This window comes from Pseudomonas sp. RL_15y_Pfl2_60, from assembly GCF_963970595.1.
Classification (GTDB): domain Bacteria; phylum Pseudomonadota; class Gammaproteobacteria; order Pseudomonadales; family Pseudomonadaceae; genus Aquipseudomonas.
Genome location: NZ_CAXAOE010000008.1, coordinates 19,294 through 42,425, shown reverse-complemented (window position 1 = coordinate 42,425; position 23,132 = coordinate 19,294). Strand labels below are relative to the sequence as shown.

Below are 23,132 nucleotides of genomic sequence, written 5' to 3'. Positions count from 1 at the left end.
ACACGCTTCCTGATCAATGCCCCGCAGCTGCAGGCCCTGCCTTGGCGGTAAAGGGCGGTTTGGCCAGCCATACAATGAATATCAGGCCTATGAACACCCATCCCATCAGAGTGAAATAATCCACGGTCGAGACCATATAGGCTTGGCTCGTCAGGGTCTGCTCAAGCTGGGCATAGGACTGGACGTTGGCTCCACCGAGCTGATCCAGCGCCTGGCGTGTTACCGGATCGTACACGCTGATATGCTCGCTCAAGTAAGCGTGGTGCACTTCAGAGCGACGTATCCAGATCCAGGTTGTCAGCGATGCCGCAAAACTGCCGCCCAGATTACGCAGGAAAGTCGCAAGCCCCGAGCCATCGGCAATCTGGTCCGGTGGCAAGTCCGAGAGCAAGATGCTCAGCGTCGGCATGAAGAACAGCGCGACACCTATCCCCATAAAGAGCTGGACCAAGGCGATGTGCTGAAAATCCACTTGCGAGTTGAAGCCGGCGCGCATAAAGCAACTGGTACCAATCGCCAAAAACGCGATGCCCGCCAGAATTCGCAAGTCAAACTTATGCGCATAGTTGCCCACGAACGGTGACATCAGCACCGGCAAGATACCCAAAGGCGCCACGGCCAAACCGGCCCAGGTCGCGGTGTAGCCCATCTGTGTTTGCAGCCACTGCGGCAGGATCAGGTTAATGCCAAAGAAACCGGCATAGCCCCCGACCAGCACGATAGTGCCGATCCGGAAGTTACGGTGGGCAAACAAACGCAAATTGACGATCGGATGCCGGTCTGTCATTTCCCAAATGATAAATATCGTCAGTGAAATCACTGAGATCAACGAGCCAATCACGATAAAGCTCGACTCGAACCAGTCGAGATCATTGCCTTTGTCGAGGACGATTTGCAGCGCGCCGACACCAATAATCAGGGTCAACAAGCCTATGTAGTCGATAGGCTGATGACTGGTGACCACTGGTCGCTTACGCATTTGCTGGGTCACCACAAAGGCGGCAAATAAACCGATCGGCACGTTGATGAAGAAAATCCATGGCCAGCTGTAGCTGTCGGTTATCCAGCCGCCAAGAATCGGCCCGGCAATCGGCGCCACAACCGTCACCATCGCCAGCAATGCCAGTGCCAACCCCCGTTTGGCCGGGGGATACACCGCAATCAACAAGGTTTGCGTCATCGGATACAAAGGCCCGGCCATTAACCCCTGCACCACCCGAAACCCCACCAGTTCGGGCATGGAGCGCGAAATCCCGCAGAGAAATGACGCCAGCACGAACAGCATGGTAGCCCAGACAAACAGCTTCACCTCGCCATATCGGCGGCTCAGCCATCCGGTCAGCGGCAAGGCAATTGCGTTACTGACCGCGAACGAAGTAATGACCCAGGTGCCCTGCTCCGAACTCACGCCAAGGTTGCCTGCAATCGTCGGCAGCGCCACGTTGGCAATGGTGGTGTCGAGCACCTGCATAAAGGTCGCCAACGACAAACCAATGGTGCAAAGCAACAAGCTGGGCGGTGTGAAAGAAGCTTGAGAGCTCATCACCACTCCTTAATTTATAGAGACTGGCCCCACCCGATAAGCGGGGCCCAAGAGGATTAGCGCACCGCGGTCTTCACAACTTGCTCGCTGTTGTCCTTGATCAGCTTGCTGATCAAGGCATCGGCATCGGCCAATTGCTGCTTGTAGACATTGGTGGTGTACGAGGCTTTGACCGGCGGCTGCTGGGCCAGGACTGGGCCACTCTGGTCATGCAAGTTGACATTGACCAGGGTCGACAAACCAATGCGCAACGGATGCTTGGCCAACTCCTCGCTGTTGATATGGATTCGCACCGGTACACGTTGCACGATCTTGATCCAGTTACCGGTTGCGTTTTGCGCAGGCAAGAGTGCAAAAGCGCTGCCGGTGCCAGCCCCAAGGCTGTCGACCGTGCCGTTGAAGGTCACGTCATCGCCGTAAAGGTCGCTGGTGATCTCGACTGACTGGCCAATTCGCATGTTGCTTAGCTGGGTTTCCTTGAAGTTGGCATCGATCCAGACTTGATCCAGCGGCACCACCGCCATCATTGGCGTACCCGGCTGCACGCGCTGACCCAGTTGCACGGTGCGTTTGGCTACATAGCCGGTCACAGGGGCAATCAAGGCGCTACGCGCATTGTTGAGATAGGCCTGACGCAAATCGGCTGCCGCGGCCAGCACATCCGGGTGCGAAGCAATAACGGTGTCATCGACCAGCGCACGAGTGCTGTTGAGTTGTTGTTGCGCGTTATTCAGGGCACTTTGCGCCGAGGTCAGGGCATCACGGGCGTGGGACAGCTCTTCGCGGGAAATGGCCCCGCCAGCGGCTAGGCTCTGCCGACGCTGGTAGTCCTTCTTGGCTTTTTGCACTGCGGTCAACTGTGTTTGCACTTGCGCCTTCATGGCATCCACATTGCTGTACAAGCCGCGCACCTGACGTACCGTGCGCGCAAGATTGGCCTCGGCACTTTGTAACCCGACCAAGGCATCGCTTGGGTCGAAGTTGATCAACACCTGGCCTTCATGCACCAGATCACCATCATCAGCACCAATACTGACAACAGTGCCGGTGATCAGCGGCGTGATCTCGACAACGTTACCGTTTACGTAGGCATCGTCGGTGTTTTCATTCCAGCGGCCATAAAACTCGTACCAGGCCCAAAAACCCAGTCCGCCGAGAATGACCACCAGCAAGAGTACAAACAACCAGGTTTTGCGCTTGCGCTTATTGCCCGCATCAATCGCTTGTTGGTTTTCAGCGGGTTCAGAATGAGTAGCTGTAGCCATGGCAAGTTACCTTTGATTATTCAGTGAGCGGCGCGTTGGCGTGCGCATTTGTCGAAGTGGTGTCGAGGCCCGTGGTGTCGGGTTGAAAACCACCACCGAGCGCCTCCATCAGCAGGATCGACAAGTTGATTTGTTCGGCATTGAGGTTGGCCAGTTGGCGCTGCGCGCCGAGTAGCTGCTGTTCGATGCTCAATACGTCGAGATAATTACCAATCCCCGAGCCGTAGCGGTCGGCAACCGTGTCGTAGGAGTTTTGCGCGATTTGGGCGGCAAGGCTTTGCGACTGTATTTGCTGGTCAATCGAGCGCAACTGGCTGATGGTGTCACTCACCTGCCCCAGCGCCTGCACCAGGTTCTTGTTGTATTGGGCAACCGCAAGGTCGTAATCAGCATCGCGCGCATCAAGATCAGCACGCAGACGGCCGCCATCAAACAGCGGCAACGACAGGCTTGGGCCTATGGAGAAAAAACGGCTGGCATTGCCAAACATCGCATCACCCAGCAACGACTGGACACCGCCCGAGGCGCTCAGGTTGAGGTTGGGATAAAAGCGCGTTTTGCTGGCATCAATGCTTTTGCTTGCGGCTTCAACCCTCCAGCGCGATGCGACTATATCGGGTCGGCGCCCAAGCAACTCAGCTGGCAACTGGCTGGGCAAGGCAACGGCACTGGCCTGCAAGATCGCAGGCCGGGCGATTTGCTGGCCACGGTCTGGCCCCTTGCCCAGCAACACCGCCAGGGCAATCTTGGCGCTTTGCAGATTCTTTTCCGAAGCCAGCAACTGCTCTTTGGAACTTGCAGCAAGGCTCTCGGATTGCTGGTACTGATAAACACTGTCAATGCCTGCATCCATGCGCCGCTTGCTGAGCTTGACCATCTGCGTGGTGCGTTTGAGGTCTTCAACCGCAAGATCATGCAAGGCATGGGCTTGGCCCAGGTTGTTGTAGGCACGGGCCACATCGGCGGCAACCGTCAGCTGCGCAGCTTTCTGATCCACTTCCGCAGCTCGCGCCTGCCCCAAGGCGGCTTCCCAGGCTGCGCGCTGGCCACCCCACAAATCGAAGTTGTAGTTGAAATCAATGGCTGCGCTGCGCAGCGTGCTGTAGCGACCGCCCTCGCCCAAGGGGTCCTGGACGCGAGCCAGGCGCTCACGATCGACACCAGCCTGGGCATCAATTTCCGGCATCCGCGCGGCATCCACCGCATAGGCTGCTGCGCTGGCCTGATGCGCACGGGCCTCAGCGACCTGTAGATCCGGACTGTCTTTCAAGGCTTCTTCAATCAGCCCATTGAGCTGGGCATCGCCGAGGCTTTTCCACCAGTCGCTTTTGGGCCAGGTGGCCGGCGAGACCTTGACTTCATTTAACGACTTCTGCGCTTGCAGTTCACTGGCATCAATGCCCGTGGCCGAGGTATTGAGACCGGAATAATTTGCACAGCCGGCAATGCTCAGCGCCAGCAGTGCAAGGGAAAATTGCCGCCTGATTACGCGACTCATTGCTGATCACCCAGACGTTGCATAGTGATGGTGTCTCCTGCGCTGAACAGTATTTTCTTGAGGATTCTCTCGAGCATGGCGCGCTCTTCAGGCTCCAGCACACCGAGCAACTCATCCATCGCATCAGCACCGATTCTTGGCAGTTGATTGGCCAACGCCTGGCCATCTTCGGCCAACGCCAGGCGCACCTGGCGGCGGTCATCCGCACAACGGCGGCGGATAACCAGTTGCTTGTGCTCAAGCCGATCAAGCATGCGAGTCATGGCGCCGCTGTCCAACGACAGCTGGCGACATAGCTCGGCTGGGGTATCCACCCCAAAGTGGGCAATCATGATCAGCACTTTGAACTGCGCTGCCGTGACCGAGTACGGCACCAGGTTACGGTCCAGGATCTGGTCTTTAAGCAATGCCGTACGACCGATCAACAGGCCCATCACGGAAAATGGAAATAATGGCGGGGTTGGATTACTCATTGCGCACCTGAAAAGCTGCCTAGGCAGAGAATGCGCCAGATATTACTGCCTAGGCAGCTATATTTCAAAACATTTTGTTGCATTTTTTCAGGCGCGAGCGAGCCGCAAGCCAAGGCTTGCAGCTGACAACCGCGTTCTAGAGGGGGTAAAGCAGATCAGGAGGCGACTGGCACGCCACTGTGAAAGCGAAACTCGGTGTCGGGACTGGCAATCAGCTCTTGTTCAATGGCCCTTACTCGCTCGATAGTCCGCTCGACATCCGCCGCCTCGCCAAACTGGTAGGCAAACTTGAGGTAGTGCTGGTAATGCCGTGCTTCCGACTTCAACAAGCCGTAGTAGAACTTGCCAAGTTCTTCGTCCAAATGCGGGTAAATCTTGGCAAATCGCTCACAACTACGCGCTTCGATAAAAGCACCGACCACAAGGGTATCAACCATTTTCACCGGTTCATGGTTGCGTACCCCGGCGCGTAAGCCAGAGGCATAACGACCGGCTGACAAGGGTCGTAATGCGATTTTGCGCTTTTTCATGATGCGCACGACTTGCTCATGGTGCACCAGCTCTTCCCGAGCCAGGCGCGACATGTAGACCACCAAATCGGTATGGGTGTTGTACTTGGCAATCAGGCTCAAGGCCGTTGATGCGGCCTTGAACTCACAATTCTTGTGGTCCAGCAACATCACTTCTTGCTGATCAAGCGCCGCATCGATCCACCCTTGCGGCGTTTCACTGCCGAGAAACGCATTGATTTCAGTCAGCACAAGCACGCTCCGCAGTGGTTGACACAAACGACGAAGCCAGCACTGTGGCTGACGCTAAGGGCGCGCGAAAACGCGATAAACAATCAATATTGGCTAGCGGTTGCATAGGCTCACAACAATCAAGGGCGATACCGGCATAGATACCGGCGGCACATTATACGAATGACGCCGCGAACAGCCAGCCCGGCAGATTGACTTGTATCAACTACACAGTGCGCTGGTTGCATCTATAGTTGATGAAGACGTGCCGATTCCCTGGGAGATTGTCATGCAAGCAATCCGAAGCATTCTCGTTGTGGTTGACCCCGCACTGCCGGACGCCCTGGCGCTCAAGCGTGCCAAATTGATTTCCGGTGTCACCGGCTCGCACTTACACCTGCTGGTTTGCAGCCACAAAGGCGACCATTCGGCGTTTCTTGCTGACCTGTGCAACATGGTGATTGACGAGGGTTTTAGCGTCAGCAGCAACCAGGCCTGGCGCGACAACCTGCACAACACCATCATTACCGAGCAGCAGGCCGAGGGCTGTGGCTTGGTTATCAAGCAGCACCTGCCGGACAACCCACTCAAGCGCGCCCTGCTCACCCCCGATGACTGGAAACTCTTGCGTTATTGCCCCAGCCCGGTGTTGATGGTCAAGACCGAGCGTCCCTGGACCGAAGGCGTGGTGCTGGCGGCAGTCGATGTTGGCAACGATGATTATGAGCACAAGGCACTTCATGCCGGGATTATCAGCCATGGCTTCGAGATTGCTGGCCTGGCCCACGCCAAGCTGCACGTAATCAGTGCGCACCCGACACCGATGTTGTCTGCCGCTGACCCCACATTCCAACTCAAAGAAACAATCGAGGCGCGCTACCGGGCGGCCTGCAAAGAGTTCCAGGCCGAGTTCGACATCAGCGAAGACCGCCTGCACATTACCGAAGGCCCGGCCGACTCACTGATCCCACTCACGGCGCATAACCTTGGCGCGGTGGTGACCGTCATTGGCACGGTTGCACGCACGGGTATTTCCGGCGCATTGATCGGTAACACGGCCGAGGTGATTCTCGACGCACTTGAGAGTGATGTGCTGGTCCTCAAGCCCGACGACATTATTGACCACCTTGAAGAACTGGTCGCACAAGCTTAATTCCCCCTCAAGCTGCAGCGCGCCACTAGGGCGCGTTGCAGTTGATTTCCTGGATCCAGCCTTGTTGCAATGCGTGACTGAGCACCTGTGCCAATTGCTCGCTGCCTGTAAACGCACGCATCGCCTCTGGTGATTCCCAGGTTGCACTCAACATCCAACTGGCGCTGAGCCGCGGATCTGCCTCGACAGTGAAGGCGCGGCAACCGACCATGGACGAAACATCATCAAGGGCTTCGCACAAGTAAGCCCCAAGCACTTCATTACAGCCGTTGTTGGCCCGAATCAGGGCGCGTTGATAAGTCGTCATGTCGCTCTCCATCTCTTTTTAACCGCTGTACTTGGCCAACTGACGCAACGGCGCTCGCCAAATACAGCTACAACGGCAAGGCAGTCAGCGATAAGTTCGCGTCAACGGCCCCCGAGAATCTGTACCTATATTGATTGGCTCGCGTAATGGCTTTGATCAGAGCTTGGATCAGAGCCGATTCAGTACAGATAGGCTATCTGCTGAACCTGTGCGTCAGCGTTGCACTGCGCCTGGGTAATAGAACATTACCCAGTGATTAAAGCGTACTTGGATAGCCGCTATTGCGACTAGTCAATTACTGGGTAGTTATTGCCTAAAACTGCGCAAACAGCTTTTAAGCGGTTGGCGCCGATTGGGCAAAAACTATTTAAGCGGCGGGCACGATAGCGGCAATTGCCTGTTAAAAGCCAATTTTTGCCTATTCCTGCAATTGTATTTCCCAGACCACCAATTGCCTGATCTACCGAGCTAAGCTTTGTCGACCAACCGAGAGACCCGCGCATGACAAGCCTCGAACACACCGCAACGCTACTCGCCCAACGCCAGGACGAACTGGCGACATTGATAAGCCGCCTGGTGCCGACTGATGATGTCGCCGAGACCGCAATCAAGGGTGTATTTCTCGCCAGAGCCGATCAGCCAACCCTGCCGATGCCGGTGCTGTACAAGCCAAGCCTGTGCATCATCGCCCAGGGTCGCAAAGAGGTACGCCTGGCCGACGAGGTCTACCAATACGACCCGCTCAATTACCTGGTGGCCTCGGTCCCGCTACCCGTCAGCGGGCATATCATTCAAGCCACACCAGAAAAACCCTACCTCTGCCTGCGCCTGGATATCGACCCGGCACTGGTCAGCAACCTGATCGCCGACACAGGTCCAATAGGCGTACCCAACACCGGCCCGCGCCGTGGCTTGTATCTCGACCGGGTTGACTTACCGCTACTCGATGCCGTGATTCGCCTGGTGCGATTGCTTGAGACACCACGGGATATCAACATCCTGGCGCCCATGGTACTGCGCGAAATCTTCTATCGTTTGCTGCACAGCGCCCAGGGCCATCACCTGCATGCAATAGTGATCAACGACAGCCAAAGCCACCGCATTGCCCGTGCGATCGACTGGCTCAACTGCAACTACACCGAGCCTTTGCGGATCGAAGACCTGGCCCGCGAGGTCAATCTCAGCCAATCGACCCTGCACCATCGCTTCAAGGCAGTGACGGCATTGAGCCCATTGCAATATCAGAAACAGCTGCGCCTGCAAGAAGCCAGGCGCCTGATGCTGAGCGAAGGCATTGAAGCGGCGGTGGCAGGTTACAAGGTTGGTTACGAGAGCCCCTCCCAGTTCAGTCGCGAGTACAGCCGTCTGTTTGGCGCGCCACCTTTGCGCGACCTGGCCCGCCTGCGCAGCGCCAGTTAATTAGCAACCTGATGACTGACATGACGCTCTCGTAAGGTGGGTGACGCTTTTTTCACCCACCCCATCCGCAGATATTCAGGTTTTTACGCACATTTGGTGGACAAGCTTCGCCTTGTCACACCCTACGCATGTCCTGTAGGGAGGACAGCGCTTCTCTGTCCGCCATTGACCACACGAAAATGCTTGCCGGCCGATCCGTGGCGGACAAGCTTTGCGTTGTCATTCCCTACAGCCGCTACAGGCCCATCTGCTTGCTGATGATCTCGTTCATGATTTCACGTGAGCCACCGCCAATCGAAAGAATCCGGTTGTCGCGATACAAGCGCTCGACCAGGCTTTCGCGCATATAGCCCATGCCGCCTAATATCTGCACGGCGTCATAGGTAATCTTGTCAGCGATGTCGGTGGCGAAGTTCTTGGCCATGGATATTTCCTTGATCACGCTTTTGCCTGCGGCCATTTGCGCTGCCTGGCGATAGGTAAACTCGCGCGACACTTCAAGCTGAGTGGCCATTTCAGCCAAACGGTGCTTGAGCACCTGGAACTTGGCGATAGGTTTACCGAATGCCTGCCGCTCCCGCGCCCACTGCAGCGCTTGCTCAAGCGCCAACTGAGCCGTCATGTTAGCCATGATCGCCAGCGCCAAGCGTTCACTCTGAAAGTTAGCCATGATGCAGGCAAAACCCATGTTTTCGGTGCCGATCAGGTTTTCGGCTGGCACCATGCAGTCATCAAAGAACAATTCCGCGGTGTCCGATGCCCACCAGCCCATCTTTTTCAATTTACGGCCGACGCTAAACCCGGGCGCGCCCTTCTCGATCAGTAGCAAGCTGACACCACCAAAGCCATCACCACCGGTACGCACGGCAACCGTGTAGAAATCGGCGCGCACGCCGCTGGTGATAAAGGTCTTGCTGCCCGTTACACGATAGTAATCACCCTCACGCACCGCCCGGGTTTGCAGGTTTGCTACATCAGAACCGCCGCCCGGCTCGGTAATCGCCAGCGCCATGATCTTTTCACCCGCAAGCACCTGTGGCACCACGCGATCACGCAGCGCCGGCTTGGCCCACTTCAGTACTGGCGGCAAACCAATATCCAATGAACCGAGCCCGGCGACCAAGCCGCCTGAGCCTGAACGCATCAATTCCTCGCTGGCAGCGACTTTGGCGAAGACATCGCCCTCGTGACTGCCACCAAAATGTTCCGGGTAACCAATTCCCAGAATGCCGGCGGCACCGGCCTTTTGATACAGCTCACGGGGGAATTCACCAGCCTCCTCCCACTGATCGACATGCGCAAGAATTTCGCGTTCAACAAAACGCCGGACGGTGTCGCGAACCAAACGATGGGAGTCGTCGAAATAGTCATGCATGGCAGTCATCAGCTGTACTCATTATTTCTTGCGACCTTACCAAGCGCTTGCTAGGTAGACAAGATGAGATAACCGCCATAACGCCGACTCAATCAACCGCGCTGATTGCAACGCTGCACAAAAATGAACGCCGGAGTTGCTCGTTCCGGCGTTTGGGACAACCAATCAGAAGTTGTAACTCGCCGTCGCGGTGATGTTGCGCTCCTCGCCGAAGTAGCAATAGTTAAGGCTGCCGCAGGACGCCACGTACTTTTTGTCAGTCAGGTTATTGGCATTCAGGCGCACATCAACGCCGGTCAGGCCGAGCTCGCCGAGGTCATAACCCAGGGATGCATCGACCAGTGTGTAGGACGGCACCTCAAGGGTGTTCTCGGCATCCGCCCAGCTATCGCCGACATAGCGCACGCCCGCACCGATTTTCAGGCCCTCAAGGCGACCGCCAAGGAAGCTGTAGTCGAGCCACGCCGAGGCCATGTGTTCGGCGGCCTGGGTCGGTGAGTTACCCTTGTTGTCCAGCGTTGGGTCGACAGTGCTGATAATTGATTTCGAGTACTCGATATCGGTGTAGGTGTAGCCGCCAAGCAAGCGCACAGCTTCAGTCAATTGCAGACGTGCCTCAAGCTCCAGCCCTTGCGAGCGCACAGCGCCGACGGGGCGATAGAAGTCTTCATCGGCGGCCTTGGTTGCAAGATTTTCCTGATCGATATGGAACAGCGACGCGGTGTACAGGTCATCGGTGCCAGTAGGCTGGAACTTCAAACCAAACTCCCATTGCTTGCCTTCCGTAGGCGCCAGCGGATTGCCGTCTTGGTCGGCATAGGCATTGGGATTGAAGGACTCCGAGTAACTCATGTACGGCGCAATACCGTTTTCAAACAGGTACAACACACCGGCACGCCCGGTGAACTTGCTGGGTTCATCCTTGCTGGTACCACCGTATATTTCGTCCTCTGACTCGACCTTGACCCAGTCTTGGCGGACACCCAGCGAGAAGCGCCAGTTATCCAGGGCAATCAGGTCTTGCAGGTACACACCGGTTTGCTCAAGCCGCCGCGTGGCACTGCTTGACCATGCCGGATTGATGGTTACCGTGCCGCCGTAGACCGGGTTGAAAGCATCGATATTGCTGGCGGTGCCGGCGGTGTAGTCGACCCGGGTTTTGCGCCGCTGATAGTCAAGCCCACCCACTACAGTGTGCTGCGCCGCGCCAGTATTGAATTCGGCCTGGAGCATATTGTCGATGATCCAGGCGTGCAGCTTTTCATCGGCGCCGGTATAGGCACGATACAACTCGGTATCGTTGGCCCAGCCAGCGGCATAGACTTGCTCGGCACTGACATCAGAGGTTTGATAGCGGAAGTTTTGCCGCGCCGACCAGATATCGTTGAAGCGATGCTCGAACTGGTAGCCGATCATCTGCTGCTCACGCTCGAAGCTGTCTTGATCGGGCTCACCTTCGAAGAAATGCTCGGAGATATAGCGCCCAGCGTGACGATTGATCGTACCCTCCGCAGGCAGCCCGCCGTGATAACCACCGTTCGGATCTTTCTGCAGGTAAGCCTGCAGGGTCAAATGGGTGTCTTCGCTGAAATCGATCGAAACACTTGGCGCCAGGGTGTAACGCTCTTCGTCGGCGTAATCGAATTGGGTGTCGGCGCTGTCGACCAGCCCGGTCAAACGATAGGCAATGCGCTGCTGGTCATCCAATGGCCCGGTGAAGTCGAAACCAATACCTTTCTTGTCGTTGCTGCCGGCAATCGCCTGGATCTGTCCTGAGGCCTGAAACTCTGGCTTCTTGGTGGTCATCGCCGCCAGGCCGCCCGGCAGGCTACGGCCATAAAGCACTGAGGACGGACCTTTTAGAATATCGATACGCTCAAGAAAGTAAGGGTCGATCTGCAGGCTGCTGTAGGTGCCGCTGTCGCCCATCATCTTCAGCCCGTCGAGGAACAGATTGTCCACCGAGCCGTCATTGAAACCGCGCATCGCTACATAATCGTAGCGATGCGTCGCTCCGTACGGATTGGTCATCACACCCGGGGTGTAGCGCATGGCTTCGGCAACGGTTTGCGAGCCTTGGTCATCCATTTGCTCGCGGGTTACCACCGAAACTGATTGCGAGGTTTCCAGCAGTGGCAAGCTGGTCTTGGTGGCAACGCTGCTGTGCGTGGCGTTATAGCCATCGATACTGCCCAGTGCATTGCCCAAGGCAAACCCTTTGACGGTAGTGGCAGGCAATTGCATGGCGCCGTCATTGGCCTGGCCATGCAGCGTATATCCGCCCTGCGCGCCCTGACTGATACTCAGGCCAGTGCCTTGGAGCAAGCGTGTAAAGCCTTCGTGAGCAGCGTATTCCCCGTTCAAGCCCTCTGTTTGCTTGCCTTCAGTGAGTCGTGCATCGACCGATAGCATCACCCCCGCCTCACCGGCAAAACGGCTCAATGCAGATGACAAGTTGCCCGGCGCAATACTGTATTGGCGCACTTGCTGGCTCGCCGCCTGACCTTCAGCGGCTGCGGACTGCTGCGGCAACAGCGCAAGCGGAAACATCAGTGCAGCGCAGCGAATAGCATGGCGCAAATGAGTTGGACAAAAATCGGTAGAGCGCATCGGGTGACCCTTTGGCAGATGGTTATAGTGACTAGGCCAAACGAGTCGCAAAAAAGGGAACCCATCGCATCAAAAAAAACCGCAGGCCTTAGCCAGAAACCGGTTCAAGGGTGACCCACCATGGCCAGCGTCGATTGACACGGATGGGTAAGCTCGCCTCAAGCGCCGCATAGATGCGTTCCGGGTCATCCAACGGGAATGCGCCGACCAGATGCAGACCGGCAACCCGTGGATCGACAGCCAAATGCCCGGGCACATGCTCGGCCAGTTCGCTGATAAAGTCGCCGAGGGCGCGATCATCTGCCAGCAGCATGCCGCGCTGCCATGCATTACGGGCAGGTGAAGCCTGGCTGACGGGGCCGACCTGCTGCCGATCAAACCAAGCCTGCTCACCGGCCTGCACCAGCGTGCTCGCACAGCTATCACAGGTAATGCGAACACGGCCGTCGAACACACTGAGCAAAGTACCGCGTTGTTGTTTGCGCACGCTGAAACGAGTACCCAACGCCTGCAAGCGTCCGTCAGCCGTGTCGACACACAGCGGTCGAGCAGGCTGCTGGATATCAGCGACGCTGTCGACCAGCAACTCGCCCTGCCACAAGCGTAATAACCGCAGTTCAAGGCTGTAGTCGATATCGACTGAACTGTTGCTGTTGAGCCACAACCGGCCGCCATCTGCCAGGTGCAACTGCTTGATCTGACCGGTTGCACTGGTCTGGTCAGCCACCCACGCCTGCACCGGCTTGCGCGACACAGCCAGGCCCAAGCCAGCGCCACCCACCAACAACAGCAAACTGCTAAGTACTTGACGACGCGTACGGCCGCCTGCGCGCAGAGCATTATGGGCAGGCTCACGCTGGGCGGCAGGTAGGGCCTGGAACTGACCACTGATTTGCTGCACCCGTTGCCAGGCCTCTTGATGCGCCGGATTACTCGCCAGCCACAACTGCCACGCCTTGCGCTGCCTGTCGCTTGCAGCTTCGCTCGCCAACACCGCAAACCATTCGGCGGCCTGTTCAAGTACCTGGAAATCGGACTGGGCAGACATGCTATTGCTGCGCCAGCATCAGGCAATGCAGCATGGCCTGCGCCATGTACTTTTTAACCATTCGCTCGGAGACGCCCAGACGCTGGGCAATGACGGCATAGGTCAGGCCATCTAGTTGCGACAACAGAAATGCCTCGCGCACCTTGCTCGGCAGCCTTAGCAGCATCGCATCAATGGCCAGCAGGGTTTCTACAATCACTTGGCGCTCTTCTGGCGAGGGAGCCAGTGCTTCAGGTTGCGCCGCAAGCGCATCTAAATAGGCACGTTCAACCGATTGTCGACGCCAGAAATTTACGACGAGGCCATGGGCAATGGTCGACAGGTAAGCACGGGGCTGACGCAAGGTGGCCAGGCTGTCTGGCGATTTGAGCAGGCGAACAAAGGTGTCCTGCGCCAAGTCTGCGGCGTTATGCGCGCAACCAAGGCGCTGACGCAGCCAGCCATTGAGCCAAACATTATGGTCGCAGTAGAGACGTTGTACATACTGCTGGGAAGACAACTGCACAACCGGCATCGCAGGCACTCACAAGCATCTTTTAGCGGAAGATGCTAATGGTAATGCTTCTCAACACCAAATATCCAGTAGCCCACTCGAATCAGCACCCGACTTGCTACACAGGCCAGCGAGCTAAACCGGTGCCGCCCTTGAGCAGATAGCTTGGTGTTATCAGACCGAGATCGGGCGGCGACCTGCCAGCGCATGTGCCAAAGTGCCGCCATCAACCAGCTCCAACTCGCCACCCAGAGGCATACCATGGGCAATACGTGAGGCGACCAGGCCTTTGTTGGTCAGTAGCTGGGCGATGTAGTGTGCAGTGGCTTCACCCTCCACCGTCGGGTTGGTTGCCAGAATCACTTCGGTAAAAGTGCCTTGCTGTTCGATACGTGCGAGTAATTGCGGGATACCAATGGCCTCAGGCCCAAGCCCATCAAGCGGCGATAAATGGCCCTTGAGCACAAAATAACGGCCGCGAAAGCCGGTTTGCTCGACCGCATAGACATCCATCGGGCCTTCTACCACACATAACAGGGTGTCATCGCGACGCGTGTCCTGGCAGATGTGGCAAATAGCTTCTTCGCTGAGCGTGCGGCACTGCTGGCAATGGCCAACGCCTTCCATTGCCTGGGTGAGGGTCTGCGCCAAGCGCAAAGCACCACTGCGATCACGCTCAAGCAGTTGCAAGGCCATGCGCTGAGCAGTCTTCTGCCCCACTCCCGGCAATACACGCAGGGAATCGATTAACTGACGAATCAATGGGCTAAAGCTCATGGTAATACTCGCGTGGGCAATAAAGCGGAGAAATCGATGGTCATCCAAGCCTGTCGGTTGAACCGCGAGGCAAAATGAACTGTGTCCGCAGCGAACTTACCCAAGTAAAGCCGCTGCGGACACATACAACAGTCATTCGATCAGACTGCCGGTGTTGCTTAGAATGGCATTTTAAAGCCAGGTGGCAACTGCATACCGTCAGTCATGCCGGCCATTTTGCTCTGGCTGTTTTGCTCGACTTTACGCACGGCATCGTTGACGGCCGCTGCAATAAGGTCTTCGAGGATTTCCTTGTCTTCCTGCATCAGGCTGTCGTCCAGGCTGATGCGCTTAACGTCGTGGCGACCCGTCATCACCACGCTAACCAAGCCGGCACCGGATTGACCGGTAACTTCGGCATTGGCCAATTCTTCCTGCATTTTCTGCATTTTTTCTTGCATCTGCTGTGCCTGCTTCATCAAGCCGGCCATGCCGCCACCTTTCATCATGGTGTTGTCCTCGGTATTCAGGGGTTAACTGGGGTGTCAATGGGTTCAATACTGTCAGCGCGGATTACCGCGGTGAACTGCTGGATCATTTGCTGCACGAAAGGATCGTTATTGATCGATTCTTCAGCCTCACGCTGGCGATCGGCCCGCTGGCGTGCTGCGGCCTGTGCAGGTGTTTCCTGCTCAGGTGTAATCAATTCGATCTTCAACTCGATAGTACGACCTAGCTGAGCGTTGAGCGCATCATTGAGCCGGCGCTGCTGGGTCGCATTGAACAATGCGCTGTGACCGGGATCAAGGTGCAGCAACCAACTGTCACCCTCAACCGAAATAAGCGTGCAATTTGCACCAATGCTCCCGGTCATGCCCGACAGGCCAAGTTTTGGAAACAGCTGCAACCAATCAGCCGCCAGGCCAGTCGCCGGCTGCATGGCAGGTTGTGGCTCAGGCTCTGCTGGCACTGCTGGCTCTACCGCGTCGAAATCGTAATCAATGGAGTCGGCATCCATTTCTACGTAATCATAATCCAGCGGCGGTTCGTCATCGTCGCTTTCGTCGGCTTCTGGTTCAGCCACAGCGATGACTTGTGCGCCCTGCTCGATCGCCTCGACGATTTCAGCAGGCGGATTGACCAATTCAGCGGCGGCCTCTGCGCCAACCAGCGGCTCAGGCGCTTGCTCTTCCCACGGCAAGTTGGTTACCGCAGGTACAGCCTTTGGTTCTGGCTCGGCAACGGGAGTAGGCAACGGTGCGGCATCAGCAACTGGCCCTGCTACAACAGGCGCCGCAACAAGGTCTGACTGATCGGCCACAGTTTGTACTGCGGATTCAACCACTGGTTCGGCATCAGGCTCATGGGCGACTGTTGATACAGGAGCTTGAGTCGTAACAGCCGCAGGCGTTTCAGCAACAGGCGCTGGAGCAATAGTTGCCGGGGCCGCTTGTGCAGCGCCAGCCACTGGTTCTGTTGGGGGATTAGCAGTGGCTTGGCTAATCCCTACTGGCTTTAGCGCCACCCTCGGCGCATCGTTGGTATCGGCTGGCCTGAACGCCAGCATGCGCAGCAGCACCATCTCAAAGCCGCTACGCGGATCCGGCGCCAGAGGTAAATCACGGCGACCGATCAGCCCCATCTGGTAGTAAAACTGAATATCTTCCGCTGGCAATGCCTGTGCCAGCGCCATGACACGATCCCGGTCGCCTTGACCATTATCTACCGCATCCGGCATGGCCTGGGCAATGGCGACGCGGTGCAATACATTGAGTATCTCGGCCAGCACGCCAGCCCAGTCAGGGCCTTGTTCAGCCAGGTGACGAACTGCATCAATCACCGCGCGTGCGTCGCCCTCCAGCAATGCATGCAGCACGCCGTAGACCTGGCCATGATCCAGGGTGCCGAGCATTGCCCGTACGTCGGCGGCAAGCACCTTGCCTTCGCCGAACGAAATCGCCTGGTCGGTCAAGCTCATGGCGTCACGCATGGAGCCATCGGCTGCACGCCCAAGCAACCACAGCGCGTCATCCTCAAAAGGAATCTGCTCAACGCCAAGTACGTGGGTCAGGTGCTCGACAACGCGCTCAGGCGGCATGTTCTTCAGCGAAAACTGCAAGCAACGCGAGAGAATAGTGACTGGCAGTTTTTGCGGGTCTGTCGTCGCCAGCAGGAATTTAACGTGCGGCGGCGGCTCTTCCAGGGTTTTAAGCAGGGCATTGAAGGAGTGCGAGGACAGCATGTGCACTTCGTCGATCAGGTAAACCTTGAAGCGCCCACGGCTCGGAGAATACTGAACGTTGTCGAGCAGCTCGCGGGTGTCTTCAACCTTGGTACGACTGGCAGCGTCGACCTCGATCAGGTCTACAAAGCGTCCTTCATCAATTTCTTTACAGATCGAGCAGGTGCCGCAAGGCGTCGAGCTGATACCGGTTTCGCAATTCAGGCACTTGGCAATAATCCGGGCGATGGTGGTTTTACCCACGCCACGGGTGCCAGTAAACAAATACGCATGGTGAAGGCGCTGGCTGTCTAATGCATTAATCAGCGCTTTGAGTACGTGGGTCTGCCCCACCATTTCGCTGAATGTGCGCGGACGCCATTTGCGTGCAAGAACCTGATAACTCATCGAAACCCGTCGCGTGAGGAAGCAAAAGTGAGCTAATCCTAACGGAGCACCGGGTAAATTGCATCCGCTGTGCAGTGCTATAAATGTGCGCGTGTTTGACTGTCAATAAAAGCGCTGGCTATTTTTTAACCAAACAGCTAGTATTGCCGCTGTTCGTACCACGCTGTAAGTCAAATAGGCTCCCGTCTGATAGACGCAAAGCCCCTCTCGTTGGAATTTAGTTGCAGAGCGCATTCGTAAAAACGGTGCTACACAGCTCTCAACCAAGCCCCACCCTGCTGACTGACCAGGCTGCCACGCTTAAGCGATGCCGCTCGCCTGCCTCCGAAGTACAGACCCGATTAAATAGCCAACAACGCCAAGCTGTTGCTGGAACTTAATCGCGCAACTTCGCTCCGATTACATCAAGATCTCCAGCCTAAACTGGGCCGGATGTTGGAGCTTTATCCGCGCAATGATGCGCATGCAGTTTTAGGAAACACCCAAAAAAATGAATACACATACTCAAATTCAGGATGCCATTCGCACCCTATCCAGCGCATTTGCGCCGTTTGATTGCCGCATCCTTGCTGCCCGCAAAGGCAGCTTCAGTTTTACCATTGTCAATCAGGCCGGCATCGCCAAGCACAGCCAGCGGCTGTACCCAGGCCAATACAATGGCGAGCGCTTGCAGCAAGTTATTGAGCGCGCCCGTGAGTCACTCGTCGCTTGACTCTGCAAAATGAGCTCGCGACAAGGCGCTGTTTTTTCTTATAGAGAAAATGCGTCTGCCTCACGGCTTTGCCAGTGATTGCCGCTACATTTCAAGCGAAGTAGCTGCAATCTAACCGGCAAACTGCGAACTTTGCCGGTAAACTCGCCTCTAACTGAATCACCATATAGGATGGAATACGGTAATGGACAACACTATTCAGTCGAACGTAGAGAACTTGTTTGCCCCGCTGCGCACCACCTTCAGCTCGCCACGCCCGGACGGCAGCATTGTCCTTTCATTGCTCGATGACACTGAAACCAATGTCTACAGCCGCGTGCTAAGCGCAGAGCAGCTCAACAACACCGAGAGCTTCGCGCAAAGCCTCGAAGAAATCCGCCTTGAACTGGCTGTACGCTCCGGCTCGATTCCTGCGGAAATGCGCAAAGCCCTGAAAGAACAGGACAGCGTTCTCAGCTATCACATCTCTTGATGCCTTGCTTAAATACAAAAACCCCGCAATTGCGGGGTTTTTTATTGCCTGCAGTTTTAGCCGCGTAGCATCAATCAGTCGCGTTGAATCAATAACAACGATTATTTGCGCCGTTATGCAGCTAAAGACATTAAAAAGATAAGGATCATGCAGCGAGAGACTGCAATGCCGAGATGGCGTATTTGACTGATAAATCCTCGAGTCCAAGGATTTATAGATTGGAGGCGGTCCCACCAGCCACACCCCGGCACACAATGTTCCCGCTGTGGCTGCTTCCTTCCGGATCTGACCAGGTTCACGGGTAATCGTTGCGGGGGGACCGGCAGGACCACCATCACGCTGCTCACCAGAAGCGAGCCGCGCCATTGTACCGGCTTGAATTAAAGTTACAACCGCTTCAAGCACTTAGCGCTAAAAATGCCTGGCTTGTCCGGCCAATGGCATCCCTGAGCATAAGCACCGACAAGGCTGGCGTATTAGATCAGCGCTCATGAGTGAATAATTGACATGTATCACGACCTGCACCCGTCAAAAAGCCGATGCTGCATCCGGATAATCAAGCGCGCCCCTGCATCACCTGTACCGTCGAAGCAGCGCCCGGGGTTATTCAACTGCCAGAGAATATTAGCGGTTGGCGATGCTCAACAAGCTGCCAAGGCCCTCTACACCGATATTATTACTCGTAGAAATGCATTCCCAACGGAATTTCTTGTCGAACCACGAGTCAGAAACAGGTCGCTATCTTTAGGCAATAGCCTATAAACAATACCTGCGACTCAAAACGCACTTACCTGCGTGGGCACGACAAGAGCCCTCAATCACTCAAGGAGCTACAACATGGCTATGACCAAAGACCAATTGATCAGTGATATCGCCGAAGCCATCGACACCCCAAAAACCACCGTACGCGCCGCGCTTGATCAACTGAGCGAAATCGTCAGTGATGCGCTGGAAAATGGTGACGAGATCACTCTTCCTGGCATTGGCAAGCTGAAAGTAACTGCACGTCCTGCACGCACCGGGCGCAACCCGCAAACGGGCAAAGCTATCGAAATCGCAGCCAAGAAAGTCGTTAAATACGTGCCAGCCAAAGCACTGACTGACGCGATCAACTAAGCATCGGAGCGTCGCGGAGGTCTTCAAGCAGTAGACCCGCACGATGTACCGCTCAAGTCGATTCGTCAGAATACTTGAGCGGCTACTCTGCCTAGACGGCTACACCGTACCCGGCCAGCACGGCCAGAAACTCATCTTCATCCAGCACCTTCAGGCCCAGGTCGTTAGCCTTTGCCAGCTTTGACCCCGCCCCCGGCCCTGCAACGACACAGCTGGTCTTAGCCGAAACAGAGCCCGCAACTTTAGCGCCCAAAGCCTCAAGCTTGTCTTTGGCGACATCCCGGCTCATCACTTCGAGGCTACCGGTCAACACCCAGGTTTGCCCCGCCAGTGGCAGGCCTTCGAGCTGCTTCTTTTCGCTCTGCCAGTGCATGCCAAATTCGAGCAACTGCTTCTCTATAGCGAGCGCATGCTGAGCATTAGCCGGGTTATCAAAGAACTCGCGCAAGGATTTAGCCGCCTTTTCGCTGAGTCGCTCAACCTGGCGCACATCCAGCCAATCAGCATCAATAATGTCCTGTACAGAACCAAACTTGCTGGCCAGCCGCTCAGCCCCAGTCGTCGCAATAAATGCGATGTTCAGCTTGGCGATGAAGTCGGCAAGCGTGGTGCTGGCTGCAAACTCGGGATGCAAGTCACCTTCTTCCTGTAACTCGACACCCCGCTCAATTAGCTGACTGATCACAGACTGATTATGTTCATCGGCAAAGAAGCTATGGATCTCATGCGCCACTTCCATGCCGACATCAGGCAGGTAGGTCAATACTTCGGGCAGCGCCTGACGAATGCGCGCCAACGAGCCCAGCGCACGAGCCAGCAGCTTGGCGGTCTCTTCGCCTACGTCAGGTATGCCCAGCGCATAGATAAACCTCGCCAGGGTTGGCTTGCGGCTTTGCTCGATGGCCTCGAGCAGGTTGTTAGTCGACAGCTCAGCAAAGCCTTCCAAGCCAACGATTTGCTCGAACGTCAAGGTGTAAAGATCCGCTGGCGAATTAACCAAGTCCTCATCAACCAACTGCTCGACGCTCTTCTCACCCAAGCCTTCGATATCCATGGCCCGACGCGAGACAAAATGGATGATGGCCTGTTTAAGCTGCGCACCACAGGCCAGGCGACCTACGCAGCGATAGATCGAACCCTCGACAAAAGACTCCTTGCCCTTGCTGCGCTTGACCAATTGCGTACGCTCGACAGCCGAGCCGCATACCGGGCAGTGTTCCGGAACTTTAACGCTACGCTGCTCACGCTCCCCTGGGCTCCAGTCCGGCCGACGCTCGCTGACCACCTGCACCACCTGCGGAATGACATCGCCTGCCCGGCGAATGACAACGGTATCTCCAACCATCAGGCCAAGCCGGGCAACCTCATCCATGTTATGCAGGGTTGCGTTAGACACCGTGACTCCGGCTACCTTGACCGGCTTTAGGCGCGCAACGGGGGTTACAGCACCGGTACGGCCTACCTGAAATTCCACCGCAAGCAGCTCAGTGAGCTCTTCAAGCGCCGGAAACTTATGGGCAATGGCCCAGCGTGGCTCACGCGCCCGGAACCCAAGCTCGCGCTGCTGGGCCAGGCTGTTGACCTTAAACACAACCCCGTCGATCTCGTATGGCAGCGCTGCACGACGCTGACCAATGTCACGATAATAATCAAGGCAGGCTTGGGCGCCCTTCGCCAGTTTCAACTCACGACTAATGGGCATGCCCCAATCTTTGAGCGCATGCAGAATACCGATGTGGGTTTCTGGCAAGTCACCGCGTACCTGGCCAATGCCGTAACAGCAAAACTCCAGCGGGCGACTGGCGGTAATCTTCGAGTCCAGTTGGCGCAGGCTACCTGCTGCAGCATTACGCGGGTTGGCAAATACCTTGCCGCCCTGCTCCAGCTGCCTGGCGTTAAGCGCCTCGAACCCAGCCTTGGACATAAAGACTTCGCCACGCACTTCAAGCACCGGTGGCCAGCCTTCACCCTGCAGCTTTAGCGGCACATTGCGAATGGTGCGCACATTGACGCTGATATCCTCGCCCGTGCTGCCATCGCCGCGCGTGGCGCCACGTACCAGCATGCCGTTTTCGTACAGAAGGCTGACGGCAAGACCATCGAGCTTAGGCTCACAACTGTACTCAACCTCCTGGGCCGCCCCAAACAGATCACCGCTTAAGCGGTCATCAGCAGGCAGATCCAGCCCTTCGCGAACACGCCGGTCAAAATCCTCAAGATCGGAATCTTCAAAGGCATTGCCTAGGCTCAGCATCGGCACTTCGTGCTTGACCTCGCCAAACGCTGACAGCGCCAGGCTACCGACCCTTTGGGTTGGCGAGTCCGGCGTCACCAGCTGCGGGTTTTGCGCCTCAAGCGCTTTGAGCTCGTGAAACAGGCGGTCGTACTCGGCATCAGGAATACTTGGCTCATCGAGCACGTGATAACGGTAGTTGTGCTGATCCAGCTCGGCGCGGAGCTGCAAGATACGTTGGGCGGCGTCGGTCATGTCGGTCTCTCAGAAACACAGAAAGCAGCCAAAGCTGCTTTCTGATAATCACGCGAATCTAGGTTGCGTTTAACGCTTACTGGTCAGCTGGCGACGCTCAAACTCGACGATACGCTGACGATAATGCTCGATGGTTTGCGCGGTCATCACACTGCGCTGATCATCCTTGAGTTCACCGTTAAGCTCATGGGCAAGTTTACGTGCAGCCGCCACCATTACATCAAAAGCTTGCTTGGGATGACGCGGCCCTGGCAGGCCCAGGAAGAAGCTCACAGCGCGCGTGCTGAAGCCTTCAATGTCATCAAGGTCAAAGGTGCCCGGCTTGAGTGCATTGGCCATGGAGAACAACACTTCACCATTGCCGGCCATGCTTTCGTGACGATGGAAAATATCCATTTCACCGAAACGCAAACCGCTTTCCAGAATATTTTGCAGTAATGCCGGGCCTTTAAAACCATTGGCATCGCGGGCAATTACGTTAATCACTAAAACTTCGTCAACCGGCGCTTGTTCTTTAGCCTCGACCTTGGTCGCAGGGGCATCATCCACTGGGTTTAGCAGCGTCGGAACAGGTTCGTCCACATCAAGATTCAAGTCACCTTGCTGTGGCTCGTTATTACGTCTGCGGCCCAACTCGCGCGCACTCATCGACGGCAAATCATGCTCATCGAATGAAGGTTCTTGATGTTGCGGCTTATCAACCACTCGGGCGGGGCTCAACAACTCGGGGTCGCTATCATCATCCGGCAAGTTGGACAGGTTTCGATCAAGCTTGAACTTCAATTTACCCTTGCCGCCACGCATCCTGCGCCAGCCATCGAACAAGATGCCAGCAATCACAATAATGCCGATGACGATCAGCCACTCACGTAGACCGAATTCCATGAAATACCTTAACCCCTAATGACAATTAATATACACAACGGAAGCATTCAAACCTGCTCCGATAACTCAAAAAACGTGGGGCCAACTTCATGTTCCGACTGGCACTTTCCACGCGTAACAAAAGTGGGCATTACGCTAGCACGACGAAAG

The 23,132-nt window shown here is 56.2% G+C and carries 20 protein-coding genes and 1 other RNA gene; 5 read left to right on the top strand and 16 right to left on the bottom strand.

Features of this window, described 5'->3' with window-relative positions; translation table 11 throughout:
- Positions 1-13: 13 nt before the first annotated feature.
- From AACY26_RS20270 to AACY26_RS20250, 5 genes are all read right to left on the bottom strand, one after another.
- A complete protein-coding gene (locus AACY26_RS20270) occupies positions 14-1,543 on the bottom strand; it encodes a DHA2 family efflux MFS transporter permease subunit (protein ID WP_339516710.1) in 1,530 nt (509 codons plus the stop codon).
- Positions 1,544-1,599: 56 nt separating this feature from the next.
- On the bottom strand, positions 1,600-2,808 hold the full coding sequence (locus tag AACY26_RS20265) for an HlyD family secretion protein (protein WP_339516708.1): 1,209 nt from the start codon (positions 2,806-2,808) through the stop codon (positions 1,600-1,602).
- A gap of 16 nt (positions 2,809-2,824) precedes the next feature.
- Positions 2,825-4,306, bottom strand: coding sequence for an efflux transporter outer membrane subunit (locus AACY26_RS20260; RefSeq protein WP_339516706.1), 1,482 nt, complete (start codon positions 4,304-4,306; stop codon positions 2,825-2,827).
- Positions 4,303-4,779, bottom strand: coding sequence for a MarR family winged helix-turn-helix transcriptional regulator (locus AACY26_RS20255; RefSeq protein ID WP_339516704.1), 477 nt, complete (start codon positions 4,777-4,779; stop codon positions 4,303-4,305). The genes AACY26_RS20260 and AACY26_RS20255 overlap by 4 nt, the downstream gene beginning before the upstream one ends.
- A gap of 155 nt (positions 4,780-4,934) precedes the next feature.
- Positions 4,935-5,546, bottom strand: a complete 612-nt coding sequence (locus tag AACY26_RS20250) for a tRNA-(ms[2]io[6]A)-hydroxylase (RefSeq protein ID WP_339516702.1) — start codon at positions 5,544-5,546, stop codon at positions 4,935-4,937.
- 262 nt (positions 5,547-5,808) lie between these two features.
- Between AACY26_RS20250 and AACY26_RS20245 the strand changes: the two genes are divergently transcribed.
- Positions 5,809-6,672: a universal stress protein gene (locus AACY26_RS20245; RefSeq protein ID WP_339516700.1), complete on the top strand. Its 864-nt coding sequence runs from the start codon at positions 5,809-5,811 to the stop codon at positions 6,670-6,672.
- A 25-nt stretch (positions 6,673-6,697) separates the two neighbouring features.
- Here AACY26_RS20245 and AACY26_RS20240 read toward each other — a convergent pair whose 3' ends face one another.
- Positions 6,698-6,979 (bottom strand): hypothetical protein, encoded by a 282-nt coding sequence (locus AACY26_RS20240; RefSeq protein WP_339516699.1) that lies wholly within the window; start codon positions 6,977-6,979, stop codon positions 6,698-6,700.
- A gap of 501 nt (positions 6,980-7,480) precedes the next feature.
- Here AACY26_RS20240 and AACY26_RS20235 point away from each other — a divergent pair.
- Positions 7,481-8,398 (top strand): AraC family transcriptional regulator, encoded by a 918-nt coding sequence (locus AACY26_RS20235; protein ID WP_339516698.1) that lies wholly within the window; start codon positions 7,481-7,483, stop codon positions 8,396-8,398.
- Between the two features lie 235 nt (positions 8,399-8,633).
- Here the strand turns inward: AACY26_RS20235 and AACY26_RS20230 are convergent, their stop codons facing one another.
- The 7 genes from AACY26_RS20230 to dnaX all read right to left on the bottom strand — a co-directional run bounded on the left by AACY26_RS20230 (position 8,634) and on the right by dnaX (position 17,309).
- A complete protein-coding gene (locus AACY26_RS20230) occupies positions 8,634-9,782 on the bottom strand; it encodes an acyl-CoA dehydrogenase family protein (RefSeq protein WP_339516697.1) in 1,149 nt (382 codons plus the stop codon).
- Between the two features lie 156 nt (positions 9,783-9,938).
- Positions 9,939-12,383 carry a TonB-dependent siderophore receptor gene (locus tag AACY26_RS20225; protein WP_339516695.1) on the bottom strand — a complete coding sequence of 815 codons (2,445 nt, stop codon included), beginning with the start codon at positions 12,381-12,383 and terminating at the stop codon, positions 9,939-9,941.
- A gap of 88 nt (positions 12,384-12,471) precedes the next feature.
- Positions 12,472-13,431 (bottom strand): FecR domain-containing protein, encoded by a 960-nt coding sequence (locus tag AACY26_RS20220; protein ID WP_339516693.1) that lies wholly within the window; start codon positions 13,429-13,431, stop codon positions 12,472-12,474.
- Position 13,432: 1 nt separating this feature from the next.
- Positions 13,433-13,945, bottom strand: coding sequence for a sigma-70 family RNA polymerase sigma factor (locus AACY26_RS20215; RefSeq protein ID WP_339516691.1), 513 nt, complete (start codon positions 13,943-13,945; stop codon positions 13,433-13,435).
- A 153-nt stretch (positions 13,946-14,098) separates the two neighbouring features.
- Entirely contained in the window at positions 14,099-14,701 is a 603-nt protein-coding gene (gene recR, locus AACY26_RS20210; RefSeq protein ID WP_339516689.1) for a recombination mediator RecR, read from the bottom strand.
- 158 nt (positions 14,702-14,859) lie between these two features.
- Positions 14,860-15,186, bottom strand: coding sequence for a YbaB/EbfC family nucleoid-associated protein (locus tag AACY26_RS20205; RefSeq protein ID WP_010490263.1), 327 nt, complete (start codon positions 15,184-15,186; stop codon positions 14,860-14,862).
- Between the two features lie 20 nt (positions 15,187-15,206).
- A complete protein-coding gene (gene dnaX, locus AACY26_RS20200; RefSeq protein WP_339516688.1) occupies positions 15,207-17,309 on the bottom strand; it encodes a DNA polymerase III subunit gamma/tau in 2,103 nt (700 codons plus the stop codon).
- A 490-nt stretch (positions 17,310-17,799) separates the two neighbouring features.
- Here dnaX and AACY26_RS20195 point away from each other — a divergent pair, with 490 nt between their 5' ends.
- Together AACY26_RS20195 and AACY26_RS20190 are read left to right on the top strand one after the other, a co-directional pair.
- Positions 17,800-18,021 carry a hypothetical protein gene (locus AACY26_RS20195; protein WP_010490265.1) on the top strand — a complete coding sequence of 74 codons (222 nt, stop codon included), beginning with the start codon at positions 17,800-17,802 and terminating at the stop codon, positions 18,019-18,021.
- 184 nt (positions 18,022-18,205) lie between these two features.
- Complete coding sequence (locus AACY26_RS20190; RefSeq protein WP_339516685.1) at positions 18,206-18,493, top strand: DUF3509 domain-containing protein; 288 nt, start codon at positions 18,206-18,208, stop codon at positions 18,491-18,493.
- Between the two features lie 228 nt (positions 18,494-18,721).
- Here the strand turns inward: AACY26_RS20190 and ffs are convergent.
- Positions 18,722-18,818: signal recognition particle sRNA small type (ffs, locus tag AACY26_RS20185), an RNA gene on the bottom strand.
- 512 nt (positions 18,819-19,330) lie between these two features.
- Between ffs and AACY26_RS20180 the strand changes: the two genes are divergently transcribed.
- Positions 19,331-19,609: an HU family DNA-binding protein gene (locus AACY26_RS20180; RefSeq protein ID WP_010490267.1), complete on the top strand. Its 279-nt coding sequence runs from the start codon at positions 19,331-19,333 to the stop codon at positions 19,607-19,609.
- A gap of 91 nt (positions 19,610-19,700) precedes the next feature.
- Here the strand turns inward: AACY26_RS20180 and ligA are convergent, their stop codons facing one another.
- Together ligA and zipA are read right to left on the bottom strand one after the other, a co-directional pair.
- Positions 19,701-22,097 (bottom strand): NAD-dependent DNA ligase LigA, encoded by a 2,397-nt coding sequence (ligA, locus tag AACY26_RS20175; protein ID WP_339516683.1) that lies wholly within the window; start codon positions 22,095-22,097, stop codon positions 19,701-19,703.
- Positions 22,098-22,166: 69 nt separating this feature from the next.
- Positions 22,167-22,982 (bottom strand): cell division protein ZipA, encoded by an 816-nt coding sequence (gene zipA / locus AACY26_RS20170; RefSeq protein ID WP_339516681.1) that lies wholly within the window; start codon positions 22,980-22,982, stop codon positions 22,167-22,169.
- Positions 22,983-23,132 lie beyond the last annotated feature (150 nt).

Bases quoted from the DNA above. Each gene is read 5' to 3' on its own strand.
- AACY26_RS20270 (WP_339516710.1), bottom strand. From the start codon at position 1,543: ATGAGCTCTCAAGCTTCTTTCACACCGCCCAGCTTGTTGCTTTGCACC.
- AACY26_RS20265 (WP_339516708.1), bottom strand. From the start codon at position 2,808: ATGGCTACAGCTACTCATTCTGAACCCGCTGAAAACCAACAAGCGATT.
- AACY26_RS20260 (WP_339516706.1), bottom strand. From the start codon at position 4,306: ATGAGTCGCGTAATCAGGCGGCAATTTTCCCTTGCACTGCTGGCGCTG.
- AACY26_RS20255 (WP_339516704.1), bottom strand. From the start codon at position 4,779: ATGAGTAATCCAACCCCGCCATTATTTCCATTTTCCGTGATGGGCCTG.
- AACY26_RS20245 (WP_339516700.1), top strand. From the start codon at position 5,809: ATGCAAGCAATCCGAAGCATTCTCGTTGTGGTTGACCCCGCACTGCCG.
- AACY26_RS20240 (WP_339516699.1), bottom strand. From the start codon at position 6,979: ATGACGACTTATCAACGCGCCCTGATTCGGGCCAACAACGGCTGTAAT.
- AACY26_RS20235 (WP_339516698.1), top strand. From the start codon at position 7,481: ATGACAAGCCTCGAACACACCGCAACGCTACTCGCCCAACGCCAGGAC.
- AACY26_RS20230 (WP_339516697.1), bottom strand. From the start codon at position 9,782: ATGACTGCCATGCATGACTATTTCGACGACTCCCATCGTTTGGTTCGC.
- AACY26_RS20225 (WP_339516695.1), bottom strand. From the start codon at position 12,383: ATGCGCTCTACCGATTTTTGTCCAACTCATTTGCGCCATGCTATTCGC.
- AACY26_RS20220 (WP_339516693.1), bottom strand. From the start codon at position 13,431: ATGTCTGCCCAGTCCGATTTCCAGGTACTTGAACAGGCCGCCGAATGG.
- AACY26_RS20215 (WP_339516691.1), bottom strand. From the start codon at position 13,945: ATGCCGGTTGTGCAGTTGTCTTCCCAGCAGTATGTACAACGTCTCTAC.
- recR (WP_339516689.1), bottom strand. From the start codon at position 14,701: ATGAGCTTTAGCCCATTGATTCGTCAGTTAATCGATTCCCTGCGTGTA.
- AACY26_RS20205 (WP_010490263.1), bottom strand. From the start codon at position 15,186: ATGAAAGGTGGCGGCATGGCCGGCTTGATGAAGCAGGCACAGCAGATG.
- dnaX (WP_339516688.1), bottom strand. From the start codon at position 17,309: ATGAGTTATCAGGTTCTTGCACGCAAATGGCGTCCGCGCACATTCAGC.
- AACY26_RS20195 (WP_010490265.1), top strand. From the start codon at position 17,800: ATGAATACACATACTCAAATTCAGGATGCCATTCGCACCCTATCCAGC.
- AACY26_RS20190 (WP_339516685.1), top strand. From the start codon at position 18,206: ATGGACAACACTATTCAGTCGAACGTAGAGAACTTGTTTGCCCCGCTG.
- AACY26_RS20180 (WP_010490267.1), top strand. From the start codon at position 19,331: ATGGCTATGACCAAAGACCAATTGATCAGTGATATCGCCGAAGCCATC.
- ligA (WP_339516683.1), bottom strand. From the start codon at position 22,097: ATGACCGACGCCGCCCAACGTATCTTGCAGCTCCGCGCCGAGCTGGAT.
- zipA (WP_339516681.1), bottom strand. From the start codon at position 22,982: ATGGAATTCGGTCTACGTGAGTGGCTGATCGTCATCGGCATTATTGTG.